The sequence below is a fragment of the Kribbella italica genome (assembly GCF_014205135.1).
GTDB classification, from domain to species: Bacteria; Actinomycetota; Actinomycetes; order Propionibacteriales; family Kribbellaceae; genus Kribbella; species Kribbella italica.
The window spans coordinates 1,765,894-1,787,334 of sequence record NZ_JACHMY010000001.1 but is presented as its reverse complement, the minus strand read 5'-3'; the positions used below and the strand labels follow the sequence as shown (position 1 = coordinate 1,787,334).

At 69.7% G+C, this 21,441-nt stretch carries 22 protein-coding genes; 9 read left to right on the top strand and 13 right to left on the bottom strand.

From position 1 onward, the window contains the following. Nucleotides 1–49: 49 nt before the first annotated feature. The 4 genes from HDA39_RS08405 to HDA39_RS08390 all read right to left on the bottom strand — a co-directional run bounded on the left by HDA39_RS08405 (nt 50) and on the right by HDA39_RS08390 (nt 5,343). Nucleotides 50–1,831: an ABC transporter substrate-binding protein gene (locus HDA39_RS08405; RefSeq protein WP_184794667.1), complete on the bottom strand. Its 1,782-nt coding sequence runs from the start codon at nt 1,829–1,831 to the stop codon at nt 50–52. Between the two features lie 58 nt (nt 1,832–1,889). Then, nucleotides 1,890–2,882: an ABC transporter permease subunit gene (locus tag HDA39_RS08400; protein WP_184794666.1), complete on the bottom strand. Its 993-nt coding sequence runs from the start codon at nt 2,880–2,882 to the stop codon at nt 1,890–1,892. A 181-nt stretch (nt 2,883–3,063) separates the two neighbouring features. Next, a complete protein-coding gene (locus tag HDA39_RS08395; protein ID WP_184794665.1) occupies nt 3,064–4,635 on the bottom strand; it encodes an ABC transporter substrate-binding protein in 1,572 nt (523 codons plus the stop codon). Nucleotides 4,636–4,692: 57 nt separating this feature from the next. Then, nucleotides 4,693–5,343 carry an HAD family hydrolase gene (locus HDA39_RS08390; RefSeq protein WP_184794664.1) on the bottom strand — a complete coding sequence of 217 codons (651 nt, stop codon included), beginning with the start codon at nt 5,341–5,343 and terminating at the stop codon, nt 4,693–4,695. A 173-nt stretch (nt 5,344–5,516) separates the two neighbouring features. Here HDA39_RS08390 and HDA39_RS08385 point away from each other — a divergent pair, with 173 nt between their 5' ends. Next, complete coding sequence (locus HDA39_RS08385; protein ID WP_184794663.1) at nt 5,517–6,362, top strand: PAC2 family protein; 846 nt, start codon at nt 5,517–5,519, stop codon at nt 6,360–6,362. A 10-nt stretch (nt 6,363–6,372) separates the two neighbouring features. Here the strand turns inward: HDA39_RS08385 and HDA39_RS08380 are convergent, their stop codons facing one another. Next, on the bottom strand, nt 6,373–6,735 hold the full coding sequence (locus HDA39_RS08380; RefSeq protein WP_184794662.1) for a MerR family transcriptional regulator: 363 nt from the start codon (nt 6,733–6,735) through the stop codon (nt 6,373–6,375). Nucleotides 6,736–6,793: 58 nt separating this feature from the next. On the opposite strand from HDA39_RS08380, the gene HDA39_RS08375 reads away from it, so the two are divergent. From HDA39_RS08375 to HDA39_RS08365, 3 genes are read left to right on the top strand one after another with little or no spacing between them, the layout of a single operon-like run. Then, nucleotides 6,794–7,657: a polysaccharide deacetylase family protein gene (locus tag HDA39_RS08375; protein WP_184794661.1), complete on the top strand. Its 864-nt coding sequence runs from the start codon at nt 6,794–6,796 to the stop codon at nt 7,655–7,657. 56 nt (nt 7,658–7,713) lie between these two features. Then, the gene (locus tag HDA39_RS08370; RefSeq protein WP_184794660.1) at nt 7,714–8,490 is read left to right on the top strand and encodes a L,D-transpeptidase; all 777 of its coding nucleotides are present in this window, start codon (nt 7,714–7,716) and stop codon (nt 8,488–8,490) included. 17 nt (nt 8,491–8,507) lie between these two features. Further along, nucleotides 8,508–9,407, top strand: a complete 900-nt coding sequence (locus HDA39_RS08365) for a hypothetical protein (RefSeq protein WP_184794659.1) — start codon at nt 8,508–8,510, stop codon at nt 9,405–9,407. Nucleotides 9,408–9,685: 278 nt separating this feature from the next. On the opposite strand, the gene HDA39_RS08360 is transcribed toward HDA39_RS08365, so the two are convergent. Further along, nucleotides 9,686–10,387 (bottom strand): SDR family oxidoreductase, encoded by a 702-nt coding sequence (locus tag HDA39_RS08360; RefSeq protein ID WP_184794658.1) that lies wholly within the window; start codon nt 10,385–10,387, stop codon nt 9,686–9,688. 114 nt (nt 10,388–10,501) lie between these two features. Here HDA39_RS08360 and HDA39_RS08355 point away from each other — a divergent pair, with 114 nt between their 5' ends. Then, complete coding sequence (locus HDA39_RS08355) at nt 10,502–11,452, top strand: AraC family transcriptional regulator (protein ID WP_184794657.1); 951 nt, start codon at nt 10,502–10,504, stop codon at nt 11,450–11,452. A 151-nt stretch (nt 11,453–11,603) separates the two neighbouring features. Here the strand turns inward: HDA39_RS08355 and mshC are convergent, their stop codons facing one another. Together mshC and HDA39_RS08345 are read right to left on the bottom strand one after the other, a co-directional pair. Next, nucleotides 11,604–12,824 carry a cysteine--1-D-myo-inosityl 2-amino-2-deoxy-alpha-D-glucopyranoside ligase gene (gene mshC, locus HDA39_RS08350; RefSeq protein ID WP_184794656.1) on the bottom strand — a complete coding sequence of 407 codons (1,221 nt, stop codon included), beginning with the start codon at nt 12,822–12,824 and terminating at the stop codon, nt 11,604–11,606. A gap of 83 nt (nt 12,825–12,907) precedes the next feature. Next, a complete protein-coding gene (locus HDA39_RS08345) occupies nt 12,908–13,747 on the bottom strand; it encodes an NAD(P)H-binding protein (protein WP_238356007.1) in 840 nt (279 codons plus the stop codon). Nucleotides 13,748–13,971: 224 nt separating this feature from the next. Between HDA39_RS08345 and HDA39_RS08340 the strand changes: the two genes are divergently transcribed. Further along, a complete protein-coding gene (locus tag HDA39_RS08340) occupies nt 13,972–14,925 on the top strand; it encodes a cupin domain-containing protein (RefSeq protein WP_184794654.1) in 954 nt (317 codons plus the stop codon). Here the strand turns inward: HDA39_RS08340 and HDA39_RS08335 are convergent. From HDA39_RS08335 to HDA39_RS08325, 3 genes are read right to left on the bottom strand one after another with little or no spacing between them, the layout of a single operon-like run. Continuing rightward, complete coding sequence (locus HDA39_RS08335) at nt 14,834–15,625, bottom strand: SCO1664 family protein (protein ID WP_184794653.1); 792 nt, start codon at nt 15,623–15,625, stop codon at nt 14,834–14,836. The genes HDA39_RS08340 and HDA39_RS08335 overlap by 92 nt on opposite strands. After that, on the bottom strand, nt 15,622–16,197 hold the full coding sequence (locus tag HDA39_RS08330) for a DUF3090 domain-containing protein (protein WP_184794652.1): 576 nt from the start codon (nt 16,195–16,197) through the stop codon (nt 15,622–15,624). The genes HDA39_RS08335 and HDA39_RS08330 overlap by 4 nt, the downstream gene beginning before the upstream one ends. Before the next feature lie 14 nt (nt 16,198–16,211). Then, nucleotides 16,212–16,931 carry a histidine phosphatase family protein gene (locus tag HDA39_RS08325; RefSeq protein ID WP_184794651.1) on the bottom strand — a complete coding sequence of 240 codons (720 nt, stop codon included), beginning with the start codon at nt 16,929–16,931 and terminating at the stop codon, nt 16,212–16,214. A gap of 48 nt (nt 16,932–16,979) precedes the next feature. Here HDA39_RS08325 and corA point away from each other — a divergent pair, with 48 nt between their 5' ends. Continuing rightward, nucleotides 16,980–17,954 (top strand): magnesium/cobalt transporter CorA, encoded by a 975-nt coding sequence (gene corA / locus HDA39_RS08320; protein ID WP_184794650.1) that lies wholly within the window; start codon nt 16,980–16,982, stop codon nt 17,952–17,954. A 25-nt stretch (nt 17,955–17,979) separates the two neighbouring features. Here corA and HDA39_RS08315 read toward each other — a convergent pair whose 3' ends face one another. Together HDA39_RS08315 and HDA39_RS08310 are read right to left on the bottom strand one after the other, a co-directional pair. Next, nucleotides 17,980–18,807, bottom strand: coding sequence for an undecaprenyl-diphosphate phosphatase (locus HDA39_RS08315; protein WP_184794649.1), 828 nt, complete (start codon nt 18,805–18,807; stop codon nt 17,980–17,982). A 7-nt stretch (nt 18,808–18,814) separates the two neighbouring features. Next, the gene (locus HDA39_RS08310) at nt 18,815–19,873 is read right to left on the bottom strand and encodes an LLM class F420-dependent oxidoreductase (protein WP_184794648.1); all 1,059 of its coding nucleotides are present in this window, start codon (nt 19,871–19,873) and stop codon (nt 18,815–18,817) included. Nucleotides 19,874–19,924: 51 nt separating this feature from the next. Here HDA39_RS08310 and HDA39_RS08305 point away from each other — a divergent pair, with 51 nt between their 5' ends. After that, the gene (locus HDA39_RS08305; RefSeq protein WP_184794647.1) at nt 19,925–20,866 is read left to right on the top strand and encodes an aldo/keto reductase; all 942 of its coding nucleotides are present in this window, start codon (nt 19,925–19,927) and stop codon (nt 20,864–20,866) included. A 28-nt stretch (nt 20,867–20,894) separates the two neighbouring features. Further along, a complete protein-coding gene (locus HDA39_RS08300; RefSeq protein WP_184794646.1) occupies nt 20,895–21,080 on the top strand; it encodes a DUF5703 family protein in 186 nt (61 codons plus the stop codon). Nucleotides 21,081–21,441 lie beyond the last annotated feature (361 nt).

The following is a 21,441-nucleotide window of genomic DNA, read 5'->3' as shown; positions in this document are numbered from 1 at the left end:
CCTTCACCTACCTCTGCTGGCGACTGATGGTTGTTCAGGGCAACCGGTGCTACTTCAGGGCGAGCCCGATCCCGGCGTAGTCGTACATGTTCTGACCGTCGTTGGAGAACACGTTGGCCAGGGTCTCCGGGCGGTACAGCAGGCCCTTGGCCCAGGTGCCCGGCAGTACGCCGGCCTCGTCCATGACCTTCTTGTCGACACCGGCCCAAATCTCGTTGCGGGCGGCCTCGTCGGTGGTCTGGAGCGCCTTGTCGATCATCTGGTCGACCTCGGGGATCCGGATGCCCAGGTTGGTGTTACCACCAGTGGCGCGGATGGTCCGGCTGTCGACGATCTGGCTCAGGAAGCCGAAGCCGTCGCCCCAGTCCGCACCCCAACTGTAAACGATCAGGCCGAGCTTGTTGGCCTTCGCGAAGTCCGGCTTACCGGCGTACAGCTTGGTGTAGTCACCGGTCGGGTAGGGCTTCGTGGTCAGGTTGATGCCGGCCTTCTTCAGCGACTGCTGCAGGACCTCGGCGACCGCCTTCTCCTTGCCGCGGTCCGAGCGGTAGGAGATGTTGACGTCGAAGCCGTTCGGCTGACCGCACTCCTTGAGCTCAGCCTTGGCCTTCTCGACGTTGCCGTTCTTGTCGGTCTCGAAGCCGTAGTCGTCGAACTTCTTGGCGCCGGTGACCAGCGGCGGCATCAGGTTGGTGGCGATGTCGCCACCGATCGGACCGCCGTAGGCACGCTGGTAGCCCTCGTGATCGGCCGCGTAGAGCACCGCCTTGCGGCAGTGCACGTTGTTCAGCGGGGGAACGTCGCTGTTCAGGACGGTGAAGTTGAGGCGGGAGGCCGGCACGTTGTCGGCGTTCGCCTTCAGCTTCGGGTCGGCCAAGATCTTCGCCTGCGTCTCCGGCTGGACGCCGGTTCCGGCGATGTCGACGTCGAGGTCACCGGCGATCAGCCGGTTGTCGATGTCGGTGCCGTTGACGTTGAACGCGACGCTGATCTTGTCCGGCAGCGCCCTGCGGCCCGAGTCCGGGTCGGTGGCCGCGTCGTACTGATCGTTGCGGGCCAGGGTGAAGCCCTTGTTCTGGTCGTAGGTCTCGAACTTGTACGGACCGGTCGAGACCGGGTGCTCCTTGTACTTCGCGCCGGTGTCCTTGGCCTGCGGCACCGCGGCGGTGGACGGCAGTTGCGCGAAGTAGTCGAAGCTCGCGAACGGCTTGTTCAGGTGGAAGACGATGGTCTGGTCGTCCGGGGTCTCGATCGCCTTCGCGACACCGGCCAGCGTCTTGTCCTTGTAGACGCTGAAGCCCTTCGGCACGTCCAGCAGGAAGTCGTTGAAGTACGTCGGGCCACTCGGCAGTGTCGCCTTGTCGAGGGAGCGCGCGACGCCGTACTTCACGTCCTTCGACGTGACCGGAGTACCGTCCTCGAACTTCACGCCCTTGCGGATCTTGTAGGTCCAGGTCTTGGCGTTGTCACTCGGGACGCCAGGCGCCTCGGCGAGGTCCGGAACCGGCTTCGCGCCCTCGGCGCCCGGGGCCACCTTGAACGTCATCAGCGGCCGGACGTAGTTGCGCACCAGGTCCCAGGACAGACCGTAGTAGGTGTCGCCCGGGTCGGTGGAGTCCCAGTTCTCGCTGATGGCCATCCGCAGAGTGCCGCCCTTTTTGTCGCTGGGCTTGAACACCTTGCCGACCGCGGCGTTGAACTCCGCCGTGGCCCCGTCGGAGTTGCCGCCCGAGCCTCCCGGAGTGGCCTTGGGCCCCCCACCGCAAGCCACGAGGCTCATGGCGACGGCCGCACTGACGGCGGTAGCCGTCGTGATGCGATTCCATCTCATCTTTTCTTGCACCCCTTTTTTCGTGGAAGCCCAGGCTCCCTGTTTGGAGAGAAGTCCGTTATCGCGAGCGTGGGTCGAGCGCGTCCCGCAGGCCGTCGCCGAACAGGTTGAAGGCCAGCACCGTGACGAAGATCGCCAGGCCCGGCCAGAGCATGTACGTCGGGTTGACCTGGTACCAGTTGGCGGCGATCGACAGCATGTCGCCCCAGCTGGCCGTCGGCGGGCGGACGCCCACGCCGAGGTAGGACAGGCCGGCCTCGAACAGCACGTTGGTCGGGATCAGCAGCGTCGCGTAGACCAGGATCGGCGCGATCAGGTTCGGCAGCAACTCGGTGAACAGGATGTACGGCCGGCGGGCGCCCAGGCTGCGGGCCGCGTCGACGAACTCACGCTCGCGCAGCGACAGTGTCTGGCCGCGGATGATCCGGCCGATGTAGGGCCAGCTGAAGAAGCCGATGATGAACACGATCAGCGCCACCCGCAGCGGGTCGCCCTCCAGGCCGAGAATCGAGTCCGGCACCGCGCCGACCAGCGCCAGCGCGAACAGCACCAGCGGGAAGGCCAGGAAGATGTCCATCAGCCGGCTGATCAGGGTGTCGATCCAGCCGCCGAAGTAGCCGGCGATCACGCCCATCGCGACGCCGATCACCACCGACAAAGCCGTCGCCAGGACGGCGATCAGCAGCGAGATCCGGGCGCCGTACAGGATGCGGGCGAGGATGTCGCGGCCGTTAACCGGCTCCACCCCGAGTGGATGATCAGCGCTCATCCCGCCGAGATTCCCGAGCGGGGTCTGCAACGAGGGGTCGACCAGATCTTGGTGGAAGTCATTGGGGGTGACGCCGACGATCTTGCAGATCAACGGCGCGAAGATCGCGACCAGGATCAGCAGCACCACGAACGCGCCACCGGCCAGCGCGATCTTGTCCCGCTTGAGGCGGATCCAGGAGATCTGCCACAGCGACCGGCCCTCGATCTTGCGGACACCCTCGAGAACGGCTTCCGGCTGTGCCGACGAAGAACCCGGCTCGACCTCGAGTGGCGTGCTCACGCGTTGTGTTCCCCTGCCTCGTAGTGGTGACCGACCGAAACCGGACATGGCTGCCGCCTTAACCTGCCGCCGAAACGGGCCGTAGTCAAACGGCGGATGTCCGGCGTTGCCCGATCGTGATGACGTGGAGATCGTCCCGTATTGTGGACAGATCGCAGGGTCGCACCGAGCTTCCGGACAGTTACTTCCGCAACGTCGAGAAGGTCAGGTACGACAGCGGGTTGAGAATACTGGTTGGATTTTTGATCTCTTTACCGGCCACCACTGTCAGCCGCCCCTGCCACACGGGGATCAGCGGTGCGTCGTGGGCGATCACCGCCTGCGCCTGCTCGAGGATCCCCTCGCGCTTCAGCTGGTTCTGCTCGGCGACTTCCTGGTCCAGCAGCTTGTTGGCCGTCTGGGACTTGTAGCCGTTCTGGTAGAGGCCGCCGTCCCTGACGAACGGCACCAGGTAGTCGTCCGGGTCCGGGTAGTCCGGCAGCCAGCCCGAGTGGTATAGGTCGAACGCCCCGCTGCGGGCGAGCTGCTGGTACCGCGGCCACTCGACACTGCGCAACGTCACCCGGAACAGCCCGGACGCGTCGAGCTGGCGCTTCAGCTCGGTGACCTCGGCCTTCGCGCCAGCGCCGTAGCGGGTGGGTGTCCAGCCGAGCGTCAACGGCACCGGAGTGGTGATTCCGCCTTCGCGCAGGATCGCCGCCGCGGCCGCCTTGTTCGGTTCCTTGTACTCCGTACGGAACGCCTCGACGTGACCGCCGGCCCCCGGCGGGACGACCGAGTACAACGGGGTCACCTGGTCGCCGTACGCCTTCTTCGCGATCGCGCTCCGGTCGATCAGCTGCGCCACCGCACGCCGTACGGCGGGACGGCGCGACACCACCGACTTGAAGTGGAACGAGAAGTAGCGGATCTCCGCCGAGGGTCCCTCGACGACCTGCACCTGGTCGCCCGCGCGGAGCTTGTCCAGGTCGGTCGCGCCGAAGCCGTGGAAGGCGAGATCCGCCTGGCCGGTCGTGACCGCCTTGCTCAGCGCGGCCGAGTCCGGCAGCAGCGTCAGGTCGATGCCGTCGTTCTGCGCGGCCCGCGGGCCCCTGTAGGCCTTGAACTTGGTCAGCGACGCACTCGTGCCCTGCTGGTACGCCGTCAGTGCGTACGGGCCGCTGCCGACCGCCTTCGCCGGCATCAGCTTGTTCGCCGGGTAGACCTCTTCGTCGACGATCGAGGCGGCCGTGGTGGTCAACAGGTACGGGATGCGCGCGTCCGGCTTCTTCAACGTGAACACGGCCGTCAGGTCGTCCGGCGTACTGATCGTGGCGATCGAGCCGAACAGCCCGGCGATCCCGCCCGGCGTCTTCAGCCCGAGCATCCGGTCGAAGCTGAACTTCACGTCGGACGAGGTCAGCGCGTGCCCGTTCGGGAAGGTGAGTCCGCTCTTCAGGCTGCACGTGTAGGTCGTCGGCGCGTCGAACTGGCAGTCCGCGGCGTCCGGGACGGGCGTCGGCTTGTCGCCGGTGATCGTGAGCAGGGTCTGGAAGAGATTCGCCTGCAGGGTGCGCGATCCGACCTCGTACGGGCCGGCCGGGTCGAGCGAGGTGACGGTGTCGGTGGTGGCGACCTTGAAGGTGAGCTGCCGTGGCGGCTCGCCGGTCTGCTGCGGCGTCGAGCTCCCGGTCTTGTCGCCGCACGACGCCAACGATCCCGCCAGTACGCCGGCAGCGGCCACCGCCACCACCCGGCGCGTGTACACCTTCACCACATCCACCCTCTCGTCCCCAGTCGCCCCCGCGGGCACCCCAAAGACGGTACTGCCTCAGCGGAGCAGGTCGCGCAGCGACTCCGGGGTCAGCGGCTCGAGCGACTTCAGCACCAGCCTGCGCGGTGCGTCCGGGATCGCCACCCACTGCGGGACGGCGATGACGAACGCGCCGGCCGCCGTACCGGCCTCGGTGCCGCCCGGGGAGTCCTCGATGACGACGCAGTCCGCCGGGTCGACCCCGAGCGCCTTGGCCGCGGTCAGGTACGGCTCGGGGTGCGGCTTGCCGTTCACGACCTCGTCACCGGCGACGATCGTCGCGAACAGGCCGTCCGGGAAGTGGCCGAGGACCGCATCGATCATCACCCGGTACGACGCGGAGACCAGCGCGCACGGGATCTCCTCCTTGACGCAGGCCTGCAACAGCTCCAGCGCGCCCGGCCGGAACTCGACCTCCTGGCGGAGGGACTCGACGACCTGGCCGAACATCCGCGTCGCGAGCTCCTCGGCCGTGATCGCGCCCTCGGGGATCCGCGCCATCCACGCGACGACCGCGTCGCGCAGGTCGGAGCCGACCAGGGTGACGCAGTCCTCCTCCGTCCACGTCGCCCCGAGCTGCGCGAGCAGCCCGATCTGGACGCGGGCCCAGACCGGCTCGGAATCGACCAGCGTGCCGTCCATGTCCCACAGCACCGCGCGCAGCGTCAAGGGGAAGCTCCTGTGTTTTCGTCGTGCGGAGTCGGGTCGGTAGAAATTTTACTAGGTCCTGTTCGACACGTTCCGCTCGGCGTGAAACCGGCCGCACCGGGATGGCCGGAGACGTAGGCTGGCAGTCCGGTACGAACGCCGTACCGGGAGACGAGTAGGACAGGGGGTGGCGAGTGGTCGACCTCGCGAACCTGCGGGACCCGGTCGTGATCGCCGCGTTCGAAGGCTGGAACGACGCCGCCGACGCCGCCACCGGAGCGGTGGACCACCTGATCGACGAGTGGGACGCCGAGCTGGTCACCGCGATCGACCCCGAGGACTACTACGACTTCCAGGTCAACCGTCCCAGCGTCGGCTTCGACGACGACGGCGTACGCCGTCTGACGTGGCCGACCACGCGGGTCTTCCTGGCCCGTCCGGACGACACCGACCGGGACGTGCTGCTGATCCGCGGCATCGAGCCGAACATGCGCTGGCGCACCTTCTGCCGCGAGCTGCTCGCCCTGGTCGACGAGTCGAACGCGCAGCTGGTCGTCGTACTGGGTGCTCTGCTCGCCGACTCCCCGCACACCCGGCCGATCCCGGTCAGCGCGTCGTCGTCCGACCCGGAACTGACCGCCTCCTGGAGCCTCGAGCCGTCGACGTACGAGGGCCCCACCGGCATCTCCGGAGTCTTCGCCGACCTCTGCGGCACCCTCGGCGTCCCGGCGGTCTCCGTCTGGTCCGCGATCCCCCACTACATCGCCGGCACCCCCTGCCCGAAGGCGTCCCTGGCGCTGCTCGGCAAGGTCGAGGCCCTCCTCGACCTCCCCATCCCCGAAGGCGAACTCCCCGAACTCGCCCGCGCCTGGCAACGCGGCGCCGACGAGCTCTCCGAGGAGGACCCCGAGGTCGCCGAGTACGTCGCCACCCTCGAAGAACAACGCGACACCACCGACCTCCCCGAGGCCTCCGGCGACGCCATCGCCGCCGAGTTCGAGCGCTACCTGAGAAGGCGCAACAAGAACCACCCGGACTGACCGACTCCGACTACAACTCGCGCGCGGCGGTTTCGATGACGTCGTCGAGGACTGCGCGCGACCTGGTGAGGTCGGCGATGAGCTTGTTGATGCGGGCTCGTTCGGCGGTGAGCGACGTGACGAGGGCCGGAGTCGCGCGATCGTTCGGCGCGCCGTCCGGGTCGCGCATGCACGGCAGCAGCTCGGCGATCTTCGGGCTGTGGAGGCCGGCGGCGTACAGCTCCTGGATCAGGATGACGCGATCGACAGCGCGTTCGGAGTAGGTGCGCTGACCGCCGGGCGTGCGGTCCGAGACCAGCAGGCCCTGGGTCTCGTAGTACCGCAGCGACCGTTCGCTGACACCGGTGCGTTGCGCGAGCTCACCGATCCGCATGCTTTCCTCCGGGCCAGCACTTGAACCTGACACTGATGTCAGATTCTACCGTGCCGGTATGACACTCGAACCCTTCGGCTACAGCCCGATCACCCAGCGCCCGCCGATCAGCTGGCCGGGCGGCAAGAAGGTCGCCTTCTACGTCGGCCTGGATGTCGAGCACTTCCTCACCGACCGTCCGTCGACCAGCATCTGGCCGCTCGACCTCGTTCCCGACGCGCTCAACCACGGCTGGCGCGACTACGGCGCCCGGGTCGGCGTCTGGCGCACGATCGACATCCTCGACCGGTACGGCGTCCGCGCGAGCACGCTGCTCAACGCGATGGTCGCCGAGCACAACCCGCAGATCGTCCAGGCCGGCGTCGACCGCGACTGGGCCTGGCTGGCGCACGGCTCGACCAACTCGATCCTGCACACGGCGTACGAGCTGGACCAGGAACGCGAGATCCTCACCGGCATCACCGACACGATCGAGGCCGCCACCGGCCGGCGCCCGAGGGGTTGGATGGGTCCGGCGCTCACCGAGACCTGGCACACCCCGAAGCTGCTCGCCGAACTCGGCTACGGCTACGTGCTCGACTGGACCAACGACGACCAGCCGTACCCGCTCAACGTCCCCGGCATGCTCAGCGTCCCGTACACCGTCGAGCTCAACGACCTCGGCCTCTTCCTGCGCGGCCTCACCGGCCCCGACTTCCTCCAGATGGTCAAGGACCAGTACGACGTCCTGCGCGCCGACTCCGAGCACAGCGGACGGGTGATGGCCCTGGCCCTGCACCCCTTCGTCATCGGCCAGCCGTTCCGCGCGAAGTACCTGGATCTGGCGCTGGAGTACATCGCCGCGCAGCCCGACGTCTGGCTGACCACCAGCGACGAGATCGCCGACCACTACCGGACCGGAGCGTCACATACTGTGGCGTAATAATCGCGTTCGTCCTATTGTCGTCGTCGGACGGTCGGTCTGACGGGGAGTTCGGCATGCGTGGGGCAACGCGGAATCAGCGCGGCGGCAGCTCGGTCGCCGCGGTGGCTGTGCTCGCCGTGCTCGGGATCGCCGGGGCCGTCGCGTTCCTGGACGACGGGACGCCGGACGTCGACCTGACCACGCTGGCGGCCTCGTCGACGCACTCCACGATCAGCACCGCGCCACTCGACGCGCAGCCGTTCGCGAGCACCGACGGGGTCGTGGTGCATCCGCGCGTGGAGACGGCCGTGTTCTCGGCGCCCGACGGCGAGCCGTTCGCGAAGATCGGTACGGCGCAGTTCGGCGCCACCTGGTTGCCGGTCGTCGAACGGGTCGACGGCTGGGTGCGTGTACTGCTGCCGTCGAAGCCCAACCGCTCCACCGGCTGGCTGGTGGACGAGGACCTGGACCACGCCTCCTCGCCGTACACGATCCGCGTGCACACCGGCTCGCGCACGCTCGAGCTGTACGACGGTGCGAAGCGCCTCGGCAAGTGGAAGGCCGGCGTCGGCGCGCAGAAGACGCCGACTCCCCCGGGCCGCACGTTCCTGCTCGGGTCGATCATCGACCCGAAGCGGTCGGCCTCGCCGGTCGTCCTGCCGCTCGGCGCGCACAGCCCGACGCTCGACACGTTCGGCGGCGGACCCGGCACGGTCGCGATCCACGGCTGGCCGCGGCCCGAGGTGTTCGGCGCGGCGGTCAGCGCCGGCTGCGTGCGTGTCCCGCGGACCGCGCTCGACAAGCTGCAACGCGTTCCCCTGGGGACGCTCGTCCTGATCGACAGCACATGAGGGTGTGAGTGAGACAGATGCGACGACACATCGTTCCGGCGGTCACGACGGCCGCGGCCGTCACCGGGGTCGTGGTGCTGACCCTCGTCACCGGCGCCCAGCCCGGCAACGCGGCCGACCGGCCCTCCTCGGCGTACGCGATCGGCGCGGACGGCCAGGTGCCGGTCAGCAGGACGCCGTACGTCGAGTCGCGCGACGGGCGTGAGCGCAGTTCGTCGGCGCTCGAGCTGCCGAAGAACCCGTTGCTGTCGGCCCGCACCGCGACCGTCACCGCCGGGAACGACAAGGCCTCGGTCGAACTGCTCGACGTCACCCTCGGCAAGGGCGCGCTCGACAGCGTCCAGCTGCCGCCGGACCTGAAGAAGTCCTGCGCCTCGCTCCCGGCGACCGGCGCCGACGACCTGCCGGTCCCGGACCTGCCACTGCCCGATCTCGGCCTGCCGCTGCCGGACCTCAGCACGGTCGACCTACCGGCGAAGAACCTGCCCGACCTCTGCAACCTGCTGCTCACGCCGCCCAGCTCGATCCTCGGCATCGACTCGGTCAACGTCTGGTGCGACGGCGACAAGGGCGGCGTCGACATCGGCTCGCTGACGCTGCTCGGCCAGAAGCTCCAGATCCCCGGCACCGAGCAGGGCGCCGTCATCCCCGCCGCGCCGCTGGCCACGATCACGGTGAACCAGCAGACGCCGCAGACCGACGGCTCGTTCACCGTCACCGGCCTGACCATCAACCTCGGCGACGGCGCCCAGGTCATCCGCCTGGCCTCCGCGACCTGCGCCAAGCCGGCCGCCAAGGCGACGCCCACCCCGAAGCCGTCGGACCGCCCGCAGCCCGTCCCGTCGAACGACGTCGGCTATCCCCCGGCCGCTCCGGTCCCGACCCCGGTGAAGACCCACCACCCGGTCACCGGCTGACCTTCGAACGACGCACGGCGGCAACCGAGATCGGCCCCCGGTCCAGGTTCGACCCGCAAGCACCCCGCCCAGGTTCGACCCGCAAGCACCCCGCCCAGGTTCGACCCGCAGGCACCCCGTCCGGGTTCGACCCGCAGGCGCCCCGTCCAGGTTCGGCTCGCATGCACCCCGCCCGGCCCTGCACCTGTCCCCCGATCAGCTCTCAAGTACCGGCCCTCGATCGGCGGCCGGTCCTTATCAGGTGTCAGCGGGTCGAGTCCGCCGCCGTCCGCGATCCGTCACCCCAGTTCGGGGAACGCCGCCCGGACGTCGCCCGCGACGGCGGCCTTGGCCGCAGCTGCGGGCTCGTCGACCAGGATCTCCAGCTCGTCGTGCTCGATCCCGTCGAGCACGATCCGGACCAGCTCGGCCGGGTCGACCTTCGGCACGTCCCAGCCGGCCATCATGTCGGTGTCGACCGCGCCGACGTGCACGCCGGTCACGAGCGTGCCCTGACCGGCCAGCTCCAGCCGGACGCTGTTGGTCAGGCTCCACGCCGCCGCCTTGCCCGCGGCGTAGCCACCGGCGCCGAGGAAGGGACGCCAGGACAGCACCGACAGCAGGTTCACGATCGCTCCCCCGCCGTTCGCGGCCAGGATCGGCGCGAACGCGCGGATCGTCCCCAGCGTCCCGTAGTAGTGCGTCTCCATCTCCCGCCGGATCTCGTCGAGATCCCCGCTGACGAGCGGCTGGTGCGTCGTGATCCCGGCGTTGTTGATCAGCAGGTCGACGTCACCGGACCGCTCGGCCACCGCCGCGATCGAGCCGGGATCGGTGATGTCGAGCGGCAGCACCTCGACCCCGGGCAGGTCGATCGGCTGCGGCGTCCGCGCGGTGGCGTAGATCTTCCGCGCGCCGCGCTCGTGCAGCTGGTCGACGAAGTGCCGGCCGATCCCACGGTTCGCGCCGGTGATCAGGGCGGTGCTTCCGGACAGTTTCACAGCTGGCTCCTTGGGTGAAGTGGCGTTGGTGAAACCACCGTAGGAACCACTCCCTGCATCGAACGATGATCATTCGGCGCACATCCATAACCATCTGGTGCATAGACTGACACCATGGATCTGCTCGCGGAGGTGCTCGCCGTCGGTGGCGTCCAGGGGACGCTCGGCTGCCGGGTCGAGGGCGCCGAGCCCTGGGCGCTGCAGTGGACGGACAATCCCGGCGCCGCCTTCTACGCCGTCACCGCCGGTACGGCGTGGCTCGCGGTCCACGGCCGTGCGCCGCTGCGCCTGTCGGCCGGTGACGTTGTCCTGCTGCCGACCGGGGTCGACCACACCATCAGCAGCGATCCCGGCGCGAAGGCCCCGCAGTGTGATCCCGGCAAGGCGGCCCATGCCCGGCTGACCGGCGACGTGCTGCGGTTCGGGACGGGTGAGGTGCAGACCCACCTGCTCGCGGCGATGTACTCGCACGACCCCGCCGTGTCGACCCAGGTCCTGCACCTGCTGCCGGAGGTCGTGCATCTGCCCACCGAGAGCAGCGGCACCTGCCTGGACGACACCATCCTGTTGCTCACGCGCGAGCTCGCCTACCCTCAACTGGCGACCTCGCTCGTCCTCGACCGTCTGGTCGACATCCTGCTGGTGCAGTTCCTTCGAGTCTGGCTCGCGCGTCGGCCGGAGGATGCGCAGGAGACCTGGCTCGGTGTCCTCGACGACCCGCTGCTCACGTCCGCGCTGACCAAACTGCACGCCGACCCGGCCCGACCCTGGACCACTGAACTGCTGGCCACCGAGCTAGGAGTCTCCCGCGCAACCCTCACCCGCCGCTTCGCCAGTACGACGGGCCAAGCGCCCGGCGCCTACCTCACGCAATGGCGCATGGACCTGGCCGCCCGCCGCCTCCGCGACACCGACGATACGCTCGACGCCATCGCCCGCAGCATCGGCTACACCACGCCGTACGCCTTCAGCCGCGCCTTCACCCGCAGCAAAGGCCAGTCCCCCGGCCGCTACCGAGTCACCGCCCGCGCCGACCAGGCCGCAGCCGCATCCAGCACAGCCTGAAGCCCCGTCCCCGCCACAGCACCGGCCCCCGATCCACGCGCCAAGCACCGGTCGCCCACCCACGCCTCAAGCACCAGACCCCCACCCACGCTCCAAGTACCGACCCCCGATCGGTGGCCGGTACTTGTGGCGAAGTTCGCGTCGAGCAGGGTTAGAGCTTGATCCCCAGCAACGCATCCAGAGCCTGAGCGACCAGCGCCGGCGCCTCCGCATCGTCCCCGTTCGTCTCCGCCCACGTGTCCACAGCCGACAGCGCCGCCACCGTGTCCAGGTCGTTCGTCAGCGCCGCCCGCAGCGCGTCAACAGCGGCGGCCCCGTCCGCACCGGTGCCGCGGGCGATCGCTCCCCGCCACACGTCCAGGCGGCTCTGCGCGTCGAGCAGGTCGGAGTCGGTCCAGAACCAGTCGGTCCGGTAGTGGTGCGCGAGCAGCGCGAGCCGGATCGTCATCGGGTCCGAGCCGGACTGCCGCTCGCGCGACACCAGGACCAGGTTCCCCTTCGACTTGGACATCTTCTCGCCGTCCAGGCCGACCATCGCCTGATGCACGTACGCCCGGGCGAACGGGTACTCCCCCGTCGCCACCTGCGCGCCACTGGCCGACATCTCGTGGTGCGGGAAGATCAGGTCGCTCCCGCCGCCCTGGACGTCGAAGGTCATCCCGAGGTGCTTCAGCGCGATCGCCGAGCACTCGACGTGCCAGCCCGGCCGGCCGCGGCCGAACGGCGAGTCCCAGGCCGGCTCGCCCGGACGCTCCGCACGCCACAGCAGGCTGTCCAGCGGGTCCCGCTTGCCCTCGCGCTCCGGATCGCCACCGCGCTCGGCGAACAGCGTCCGCATCGTCTCGCTGTCGTAGTTCGAGACGCTCCCGAACGCCGGGTCCGCCTTCACCGCGAAGTACAGGTCCTCGTCGACGGAGTACACGGCGCCCGCGCGCTGCAGGTCCCCGATCGCGTCGCTGACCAGGTCGATCGACTCGACGACGCCGACGTACTCCTGCGGGGGGATCACCCGCAGCGCGGTCATGTCGTCGCGGAACAGCTGGATCTCGCGCTCGGCCAGCTCGGTCCACTCGACGCCGGTCGCGGTCGCGCGCTCGAGCAGCGGGTCGTCGACGTCGGTGATGTTCTGCGTGTAGTGCACGCCGTACCCGGCGTCGCGCCACAGCCGGTTGATCAGGTCGAAGGTGACGTACGTCGCCGCGTGGCCCATGTGCGTCGCGTCGTACGGCGTGATGCCGCAGACGTACATCCGGGCCGTGCCGCCGTCCCCGGGCGGCACCTCGACCAGACCGCCGGAGGCGGTGTCGTAGAGGCGAAGACGCCGGGCCGGCCCGGGTACGACCGGGATGTCTGGATTCGTCCACGCCTGCATGGGACGGAGCCTATCCAGTCAGCGAACCGGTCATGCCCGGAGGCCCACTCTCCGGTACTCCGGGCATTTTGCTGGCCGGCCTGCTACTGGCTCCCGAAGGTGCGCTCAGCGTACGCCGTGAAGGTCGCCGGCGGACGCCCGAGGACCTGCTCGACGCCGTCGGCCGGTGCGCTCAGGTGCCCGGCCCGCATGAGGCCGAACATGGATTCGAGGATCTCGACCACGTCCTCCGGGTACCCCTCGGCGCGCAGCTCGTCGGCGTACTGGTCGGGCGTCAGCTCGACGTACTCGATCGGCTTCGTCCAGCGCCCGATCACCTCGACCGCCTCGGCGAACGTCAGCGACTCCGGCCCGGAGACGTCGTAGATCCGTCCCGCGTGCCCGTCCTCGGTCAGCAGCACCGCCGCGACGTCGGCCACGTCCTCGATGTCCACGAACGGCTCGCCCACCGCTCCCAACGGCAACGCCAGCCGCCCGGCCTCGACCGGCGCCGTCCACACGTCCTCGGAGAAGTTCTGCGCGAAGTTGTTGGCGCGGATCACCGACCAGTCCGCGCCCGAGGCCTTCACCGCCTCTTCCGCCGCCACCATCCCCGGCCCGAACACTCCCGCCGACCCATCAGCCCGCGGCGGCAACACCTCCGCCGCCCGATCGATCCCCCGCCCCGACAGCACCACGAACCGCCCGACACCGGCCCGCACTGCGGCACTCACGAACGCCTCCACCACGTCCGGCTCCTCAGGCGCCACCAGGTAGACCGCCGAGACCCCGTGCAGAACCCCTGCCCACCCTTCCCGCTCCGACCAGTCGAACCGCGTCTCCCCGGACCGCGAAGCAGCCCGTACCTCAACCCCCATCCCCCGCAACCGGGGAACCAGTCGTCGCCCGGTCTTACCTGTTGCCCCAAGCACCAAAATCGTCATACCCACACCCAACCGCCGAACCCCCGTCGATCCCATCGCCAATCGTCCGCCGACCATGTCCATCCGTCCCGCTGCGCGGGACGGATGTGGAGGGGAGAGGGAGCCGCCGCCCCCGCCACGCTTCGCGGGCGGGAGATCCCCCCTCCGCCCGCCTTCGGACGACGCCGCGCTGATCACCCTCCGCCCCGCCGGGTCTGTCCGTGCCGTCTGCCTATCGTGGTGTGGTGGAACCCCTCGACGATCTCCTCCGGGCCGTCCGTGCCGACGGGGCCGTGCTCGGCACGCCCGTGCTCGCCGCTCCCTACGCTCTCCGCTTCACCGATCGCGCCGAGCTCACGCTCATCGCTCCGCTCCGCGGGAACGCCTGGATCGTCGCGGACGGGACGCCGCTCCTCGTCCGTCCCGGTGACACCGCCGTCGTGCACGGCGCCGAGCCGTTCGTCGTCACCGACGACCCCGACCGCCCGAGCGCGACGATCGACATCAGTTGCGACGGCACGGTCCTCGGCGCGCCGTACGACGAGACCGCCGGCGGCACCGTCCTCCTCGCCGGCTCAGCAAACGTCCGAGCCGGTCTCCCCACCCGCCTCCTGCGCGAGCTTCCCCGCGCGGTCGTCGTACCGTCCGACCACGACTGCAAACCCCTCCGCGACTACCTCGAAGAGCGCATCGCCGCCGGCGCCCACGGCCGACGCGTCGTCCTCGACCGCCTCATCGACTGGCTCCTGGTCTGCGCCCTACGCGACTGGTTCGAGCTCAACACCCCACCCTGGTACCGCGCGGCCGGCGACGAAACCATCGGCCCGGTCCTCCAAGCCCTCCACACCACACCCGAGGCCCCCTGGACCCTGGCATCCCTCGCCGCCCACGCGAACGTCTCCCGTACGACGCTCGCCCGCCGCTTCACCGACCTCATCGGCGAGCCGCCGCTGACCTACCTGACCAACCTCAGGATGTCCCTCGCCGCCGATCTGCTCACCGAGCCCGACGCGACCGTCGCCGCGGTCGCCCGCCGCGTCGGCTACGCGGACGCGTTCAGCTTCAGCACCGCGTTCAAACGCGAACGCGGCACCAGCCCGAACCGGCTCAGAACGCCGGCCAAGGGATCGCCGGCCACTCGTCGCTCGGGTACGGAAAGATCCCCGTCTTCAGCAACGCCGCACACCGCTCCCGCGTAGCGCTCAGCTCGACCGCCGTGATCAGCGAACACAGCTCCTGCCCGAACGCCCCGGCCAGCCCGTCCGCGAGCTTCCGTACGTCGTCCAGCAGCTCACCCGGGATCGGATCACCGGCCCACCCCCACAAGACGGTCCGCAGCTTGTCGTCAGCGTTGAACGTGACCCCGTGATCGACCCCGAACACCCGCCCGTCCCCCGGGTTGAGCACATGCCCGCCCTTGCGGTCCGCATTGTTGACCACGGCATCGAACACGGCCATCCGCCGCAACTGCTCGTTGTCCGCGTGCACCAGCGTCACCGGGTTGTGCCGCCCGTCGAGCGCGTCCAGCACGCCGACCCACCCGGCCGGCACCCGCCCCTGCGGCACGATGTCGACCAGTTCGGTCTCGCCCGGCGGCAGCTCGGCCTCGTCGATCCACAGCTGCACCATGCCCTCTCCGAGCGGCCCGTCGCGCAGCAGCGTCGGCGGTACGACGTTCCAGCCGAGCGCCTCCGACACGACGTACGCCGCGTACTCGCGCTGGGCCAGCGTGCCGTCGGGGAAGTCCCACAACGGGCGCTCACCCTCGACCGGCTTGTAGACCACCGTCGCGGTCTCGTCCCCGAGGCTCACGATCCCCTGGAAGGTGCCGTTCGACGCGGCCACCAGCCGCCCGTTCAGGGACAGCTCGCCTCGCGCGAGCAGGTCCGGGTCCATCATTCGCGGACATGCCGACGATAGCCGTTGGCCCGCGGACAGATGTGCCCCTCCGGGTCGATCGGCCGGCCGCAGAACGGGCAGCTCGGCCGGCCGGACGAGACCAGCGCGACCGCCCGGCGGGCGAACCCGCGAGCCTGCTCCTCGCTGATCCGGACGATGAACACCTCGGAGTCCTCCGACTCCATCGCCGCGGCGACCGGGTCGACGTCCTCCAGCTCGGCCTGCTCGCCGGTGACGACCGCGAACACCTCGATCACCACCCGCTCGGCGTCGGCCTCCCAGGCCAGCGTCATCGTGCCGGCCCGGAACTCCTCCTCGATCGGCTGCTCGAGCGGGTCGGTGTCGTCCACCCCGGTCACCACGGCCGGTTCGCGGTCGAACCGCCGGGCCACCTCGTCCAGCATCACGTCGAGCCGCTCCGCGAGCGCCATCACCTGTTCCTTCTCACAGGCCACCGAGGTCAGCCGGGCACCGGCCCGGGCCTGCAGGAAAAACGTCCGGGCCCCGGGTTCTCCGACGGTGCCGGCGACGAACCGGTCCGGGTCGTCGTACGAATGCACTACGCGCGCCATGACTCAGACCCTATCTACCGGCCACCGACAACCGCGTCGGAGGAGGGTACGGCGGACTTCTGCGCACCCTTCCGGGTGCCCTTCTTTGCCTTCGGCGGAGGCGGCACCAGCGAGGCCAGCTCGCTCCCGGAGTCGTTCAGCCGGACCAGGAACGGGCGAGTCGGGGTGTAGCTGATGATCGTCGTACTGGCCGTGTCGACGACGATCCGCTGGAACGTGTCGAGATGCTGCCCGAGGGCGTCGGCAACGATCGCCTTGATCACGTCGCCGTGCGACACCGCGACCCAGAGCGCCTGCGGGCCGTGGCTCGCGGCCAGCGCGGCGTCGTGCGCGCGGACCGCGTCGACCGCGCGCTGCTGCATGCCACGCATCGACTCGCCGTTCGGGAACGTCACCGCGGACGGGTGCTGCTGCACGACCGTCCACAGCGGGTCCTTGGCCAGCGTGCCGATCTTCTGGCCGGTCCAGTCGCCGTACCCGCACTCGGTCAGCCGCCGGTCCGTTGCCGGACGCAACTCGGGGTGCTGCTTGGCGATCGCCGCGGCGGTCTGCTTGCAGCGGTCCAGCGGCGAGGTGATGATCGCGGCCAGCGGCAGGCCCGCGAGCCGCTCCGCGACGGCAGCGGCCTGCTGCACGCCGGTCTCGTCGAGCTTCACGCCCGGCGTCCGGCCGGCCAGTACGCCGGATGTGTTGGCACTACTACGGCCGTGCCGAACCAGAATCACCGTGGGCATGAACCGCACGTTATCCGGTCCGCCCAACTCCGGTGCCATGATGGGTCGGTGATCGTGGACTGCGGGGTGTACGCCGAGGGCGAGCGCAAGGACCTGCCCGCCGACCCGGAGACCGTGGCGCAGGCGATCGGCGACGACGGCGAGAGCTTCGGCTGGATCGGCCTGCACGAACCGACCGAGCACGAGCTGGGCCGGGTGCAGAAGCTGTTCGGCCTGCACCCGCTCGCCGTCGAGGACGCGCTCAAGGCGCACCAGCGGCCCAAGGTCGAGCGGTTCGGCGACTCGGTCGTCGTCGTCCTGCGCACACTCTGGTACGTCGACCAGGGCGACGCCGTCGAGACCGGCCAGGTCAGCGTGTTCGTCGGGCCGCGGTACGTCGTGACCGTCCGGCACGGCGAGGGCGCGACGCTCACCACCGCCCGCCAGGACCTGGAGGACCGCGCCTCGGTCCTCGGCCACGGCCCCGCCGCCGTCCTGTGGGCGATCTGCGACTCGGTCGTCGACGGCTACGAGTCGGTCGCCGAGCAGGTCGAGGTCGACGTCGACGAGGTGGAGAGCTCGGTGTTCTCCCCCGAGCGGACCAGCGACGCCGAGCGGATCTACCTGCTCAAGCGCGAGGTACTCGAGATGCGCCGCGCGATCGGCCCGCTGCGGGACCCGATGGAGGCGTTCGCGCACGGCTCGGTCCCGCTGGTCAGCAAGCAGGCGGCGCCGTTCTTCCGCGACGTCGCCGACCACGTGATCCGCGTCTCCGACCAGACCGACGCGCTCGACACGCTGCTCAGCTCGGCGCTGAACGCGCACCTGGCCCGCGTCTCGGTCCAGCAGAACGACGACATGCGCCGGATCTCCGCCTGGGTCGCGATCGCCGCCGCCCCGACCATGATCGGCGGCATCTACGGCATGAACTTCGAGAACATGCCCGAGCTGACCTGGCACTACGGCTACTACGCCTGCCTGGCCCTGATGGTGGTCGTCTGCACCACCATGTACGCCGGCTTCCGCCGCGCCGGCTGGCTGTAGGCCAGGCGACGCGGCGTACGCCGTACTAGGTGGCCGTGATCGTGCTCGTGGCGAGCAGGATCAGGATCACGATGCCGAGCAGGATCCGGTAGAAGGCGAACACCTCGGTGGTGTGCTTGGCGACGAACTTGATCAGCCAGGCCACCGACGCGTAGCCGACGACGAAGCTGACGATCGTGCCGACCACCACCGGGACGACGCCGACGTCGCCCTTGAGGGCCTCCGGCAACTGGAACACCGCGGCCCCGACCAGCGCCGGGATGCCGAGCAGGAAGGCCATCTTGGTGGCCGCGACCCGGTCCAGGCCGCGGAACAGACCGGCCGTGATGGTCGCACCCGACCGGGAGACACCGGGGATCAGCGCGAGGCACTGGATGACGCCCATCACGACCGCGTCGATCAGCGTGATCCGGGTCAGCGGCCGCGCCTTGCTGCCCAGGCGCTCGGCCGCGACCATCACGAAGGACCAGCCGATCAGCGAGCCGGCGACCCACCACATGCTGCGCAGCGGGCCGGAGATCAGGTCGCGGAAGACGAACCCGACGACGCAGATCGGCAGTGATCCGACGATCACGAACCAGCCCATCCGGTGGTCGAACTCACCCCGGTACTCCGGGTGCCGCAACCCCTTGAACCAGGCCGCGGCGTACGTCCTGATGTCCTTCCACATGAACAGCACGACCGCCGCGATCGCGCCGAACTGGATCACCGCGGTGAAGGCCGTGATGGCCGGATCGTCGATCTGCTGACCGAGGATCTTCGAGGTGATGGTGAGGTGGCCGGTGCTGGAGACCGGCAGGAACTCGGTGAGGCCCTCGACGATGCCGAGGATGATGGCGTCCCAAATCGTCATGGGGAGGTCAGTCACCGATCCCGGCGAGCTCGAGGGCCTCCGACACCGTGCGCAGCGCGGCGATCCGCTCGTCCACGGTGGACGCGAACGGGGTCAGCGTGAGCGTTGTTGCGCCGGCCTCGCCGTACGCGGTGAGCTTGTCGGCCATCCGCGCCTTGTCGCCGAGCAGCGAGATCGAGTCGATGAACCCGAACGGTACGGCGGCCATCGCCTCGCGGTGCTTCTTGGCCAGGTAGAGGTCCTGGACCTCCTTGGCCGCGTCCGCGTAGCCCATCCGGACCGCGAGCTGGTTGTAGAAGTTCTTCTCCCGGCTGCCCATGCCACCGACGTACAGGGCGGTGTAGCCACGGATCGGGTCGGCGGCGGCCTGCAGGTCGTCACCGACCATCACCGGCACGGTCGCCACCACGTCGAAGTCGTCCAGGCCGAGGCCGGGCTCGCGCGTCGCGCGGCCCGTCCGGATGTGGTTCAACTGTTCTCCCAGATAAGCGGGGTCGTTCAGGATGCCGAGCCAGCCGTCGGCGATCTCGCCGGCCAGTTCGAGGTTCTTCGGCCCGACCGCCGCAAGGTACACCGGGACGTGGTCACGCAGCGGCCGGGTGGACAGCTTCAGCGCCTTGCCCGGGCCGTCCGGCAGCGGCAGCGTGAAGTGCTTGCCGTCGTACGCGACCGTCTCGCGGCGCATCGCGGCGTTCACGATCGCGACGTACTCGCGGGTCCGCTCCAGCGGCTTGCCGAACCGGACGCCGTGCCAGCCCTCGGACACCTGCGGGCCCGACACGCCGAGCCCGAGCCGGAACCGGCCGCCGGACAGCCGGTCCAGGGTCGCCGCGGTCATCGCGGTCATCGCCGGAGTCCGGGCCGGGATCTGCAGCACGCCGGCGCCGATGTCGATGGTCGAGGTCTGCGCGGCGATCCAGGTCAGCAGTGTGACGGCGTCCGAGCCGTACGCCTCCGCGGCCCAGGTGACCGAGAACCCGAGCGCTTCGGCCTCCTTCACCAGCCGGAGATGGTCGAGGTGATCGTCGCCACCGAGGACGAAGCCGATGTTGAGTCCGAGTCGCATGACAGGCGAGCCTAACGAGCCGTTCCCCGTCGTCCGCAATAGGCTCGGTGTATGCAGCAGCGCTATCTCGGTCACAGTGGTCTGGCGGTGAGCCGGCTCGGTCTGGGCACGATGTCCTGGGGCCGGGACACCGACGAGCACGAGGCCCGTGAACAGCTCGCCGCCTTCGTGGCGGCGGGCGGGACCCTGATCGACACCGCGGCGGCGTACGGGGACGGTGACAGCGAGCGCCTGATCGGCACCCTGCTGGGCGACGTCGTGGACCGCGACGACCTGGTGATCGCGACCAAGGCCGGCTTCAGCGTACGGCGGGGCGAACGGATCACCGACACCTCGCGCGGCGCGCTGCTCCGCGACCTGGAGGGCTCGCTGCGGCGGCTCGGCGTCGACCACATCGACCTGTGGCAGCTCCACACCTGGTCCGACGACGTCCCGCTGGAGGAGACGCTGTCGGCGCTCGACCACGCGGTCAACTCGGGCAAGGTCCGGTACGTCGGGGTGTCGAACTACGTCGGCTGGAAGTCGGCCCGCGCCGTCACCTGGCAGCAGGCCTGGCCCGGCCGCGCCGTACCGGTCTCGAACCAGGTCGAGTACTCGCTGCTCGCCCGCGACGCCGAAGCGGACGCGATCCGGGCGGCCGGTGGCCTCGGCATCGGCGTACTGGCATGGTCGCCGCTTGGGCGGGGCGTGTTGACTGGGAAGTACCGGACCGGCATCCCGGCGGACTCCCGGGCAGCGTCTCAGCATCTGTCCAGATTCGTCGACCCCTACCTGGACGGCCGCGGTTCGGGCATCGTGGAAGCGGTGGCCCGGGCCGCCGACGGGCTCGGCTGGAGCCCGCTGGAGGTCGCACTGACCTGGGTCCGGGACCGCCCGGGCGTGACGGCGGCGATCGTCGGCGCCCGGACGGCGATGCAGTTGAAGTCGGTGCTGGGAACGGAGGAGCTCACCCTTCCGCCGGCCATCGCGGCCGCGCTGGAGGATGTCTCGTGAGGTAACGCCTGAAGTGACGGAGGTGCGGATGGCCGAGTACGAACTGCAGCAGTTCGAGTTGTCCCGAACAGAAACCCGCGGCGCGGTCCGCCGCCTGCTCACCGAACACGCCGAGTACGGCGGCTGGGAACTCGCCCGACTCCGCCGCTACCCCGACGGCCGCCGAAGAGTCTGGCTCCGCCGCCGAATCATCAAGGTCATGCGGACGCTCTGAGATCTTTCATCCCACGCGTGCTCCGCAGATGTCCTCCGTCGCTACGCTCCTCCGGACATCAGCTACGCCCGACTCCCGCCCACCCTCCGGCTTAGCGCCGGCGGGGTTGCCGGCTTATCGCCGGCGGTTTCCGGCTGGCGCCGGAGTGCGCGGCTGGCGCCGCGGGGTACCGGCTAGCGCCGGAGTTTGTCGGCTACCGCTGACTCGCGGGCCTAACGCCCGCCGTACCGGCTGACGCCGGGGCGCTCGGCTACCGCCGGCGTGCGCGTCTCTCGCTGCCGAGTACCGAGTTCCGAGTACCGCCGCCCACCTGCGGATCTATCGCCCAGATTCATACATCTCTCGCTCTCGGTCGCACCTC

What these genes read in the sequence shown, in the direction of transcription:
- HDA39_RS08375 (WP_184794661.1), top strand. Translation starts at nt 6,794, where the DNA reads ATGACACTCGAACCCTTCGGCTACAGCCCGATCACCCAGCGCCCGCCG.
- HDA39_RS08330 (WP_184794652.1), bottom strand. Translation starts at nt 16,197, where the DNA reads ATGGCGCGCGTAGTGCATTCGTACGACGACCCGGACCGGTTCGTCGCC.
- HDA39_RS08355 (WP_184794657.1), top strand. Translation starts at nt 10,502, where the DNA reads ATGGATCTGCTCGCGGAGGTGCTCGCCGTCGGTGGCGTCCAGGGGACG.
- HDA39_RS08325 (WP_184794651.1), bottom strand. Translation starts at nt 16,931, where the DNA reads ATGCCCACGGTGATTCTGGTTCGGCACGGCCGTAGTAGTGCCAACACA.
- HDA39_RS08345 (WP_238356007.1), bottom strand. Translation starts at nt 13,747, where the DNA reads ATGACGATTTTGGTGCTTGGGGCAACAGGTAAGACCGGGCGACGACTG.
- HDA39_RS08365 (WP_184794659.1), top strand. Translation starts at nt 8,508, where the DNA reads ATGCGACGACACATCGTTCCGGCGGTCACGACGGCCGCGGCCGTCACC.
- HDA39_RS08405 (WP_184794667.1), bottom strand. Translation starts at nt 1,831, where the DNA reads ATGAGATGGAATCGCATCACGACGGCTACCGCCGTCAGTGCGGCCGTC.
- HDA39_RS08310 (WP_184794648.1), bottom strand. Translation starts at nt 19,873, where the DNA reads ATGCGACTCGGACTCAACATCGGCTTCGTCCTCGGTGGCGACGATCAC.
- HDA39_RS08315 (WP_184794649.1), bottom strand. Translation starts at nt 18,807, where the DNA reads ATGACGATTTGGGACGCCATCATCCTCGGCATCGTCGAGGGCCTCACC.
- HDA39_RS08335 (WP_184794653.1), bottom strand. Translation starts at nt 15,625, where the DNA reads ATGATGGACCCGGACCTGCTCGCGCGAGGCGAGCTGTCCCTGAACGGG.
- HDA39_RS08380 (WP_184794662.1), bottom strand. Translation starts at nt 6,735, where the DNA reads ATGCGGATCGGTGAGCTCGCGCAACGCACCGGTGTCAGCGAACGGTCG.
- mshC (WP_184794656.1), bottom strand. Translation starts at nt 12,824, where the DNA reads ATGCAGGCGTGGACGAATCCAGACATCCCGGTCGTACCCGGGCCGGCC.
- HDA39_RS08300 (WP_184794646.1), top strand. Translation starts at nt 20,895, where the DNA reads ATGGCCGAGTACGAACTGCAGCAGTTCGAGTTGTCCCGAACAGAAACC.
- HDA39_RS08370 (WP_184794660.1), top strand. Translation starts at nt 7,714, where the DNA reads ATGCGTGGGGCAACGCGGAATCAGCGCGGCGGCAGCTCGGTCGCCGCG.
- HDA39_RS08305 (WP_184794647.1), top strand. Translation starts at nt 19,925, where the DNA reads ATGCAGCAGCGCTATCTCGGTCACAGTGGTCTGGCGGTGAGCCGGCTC.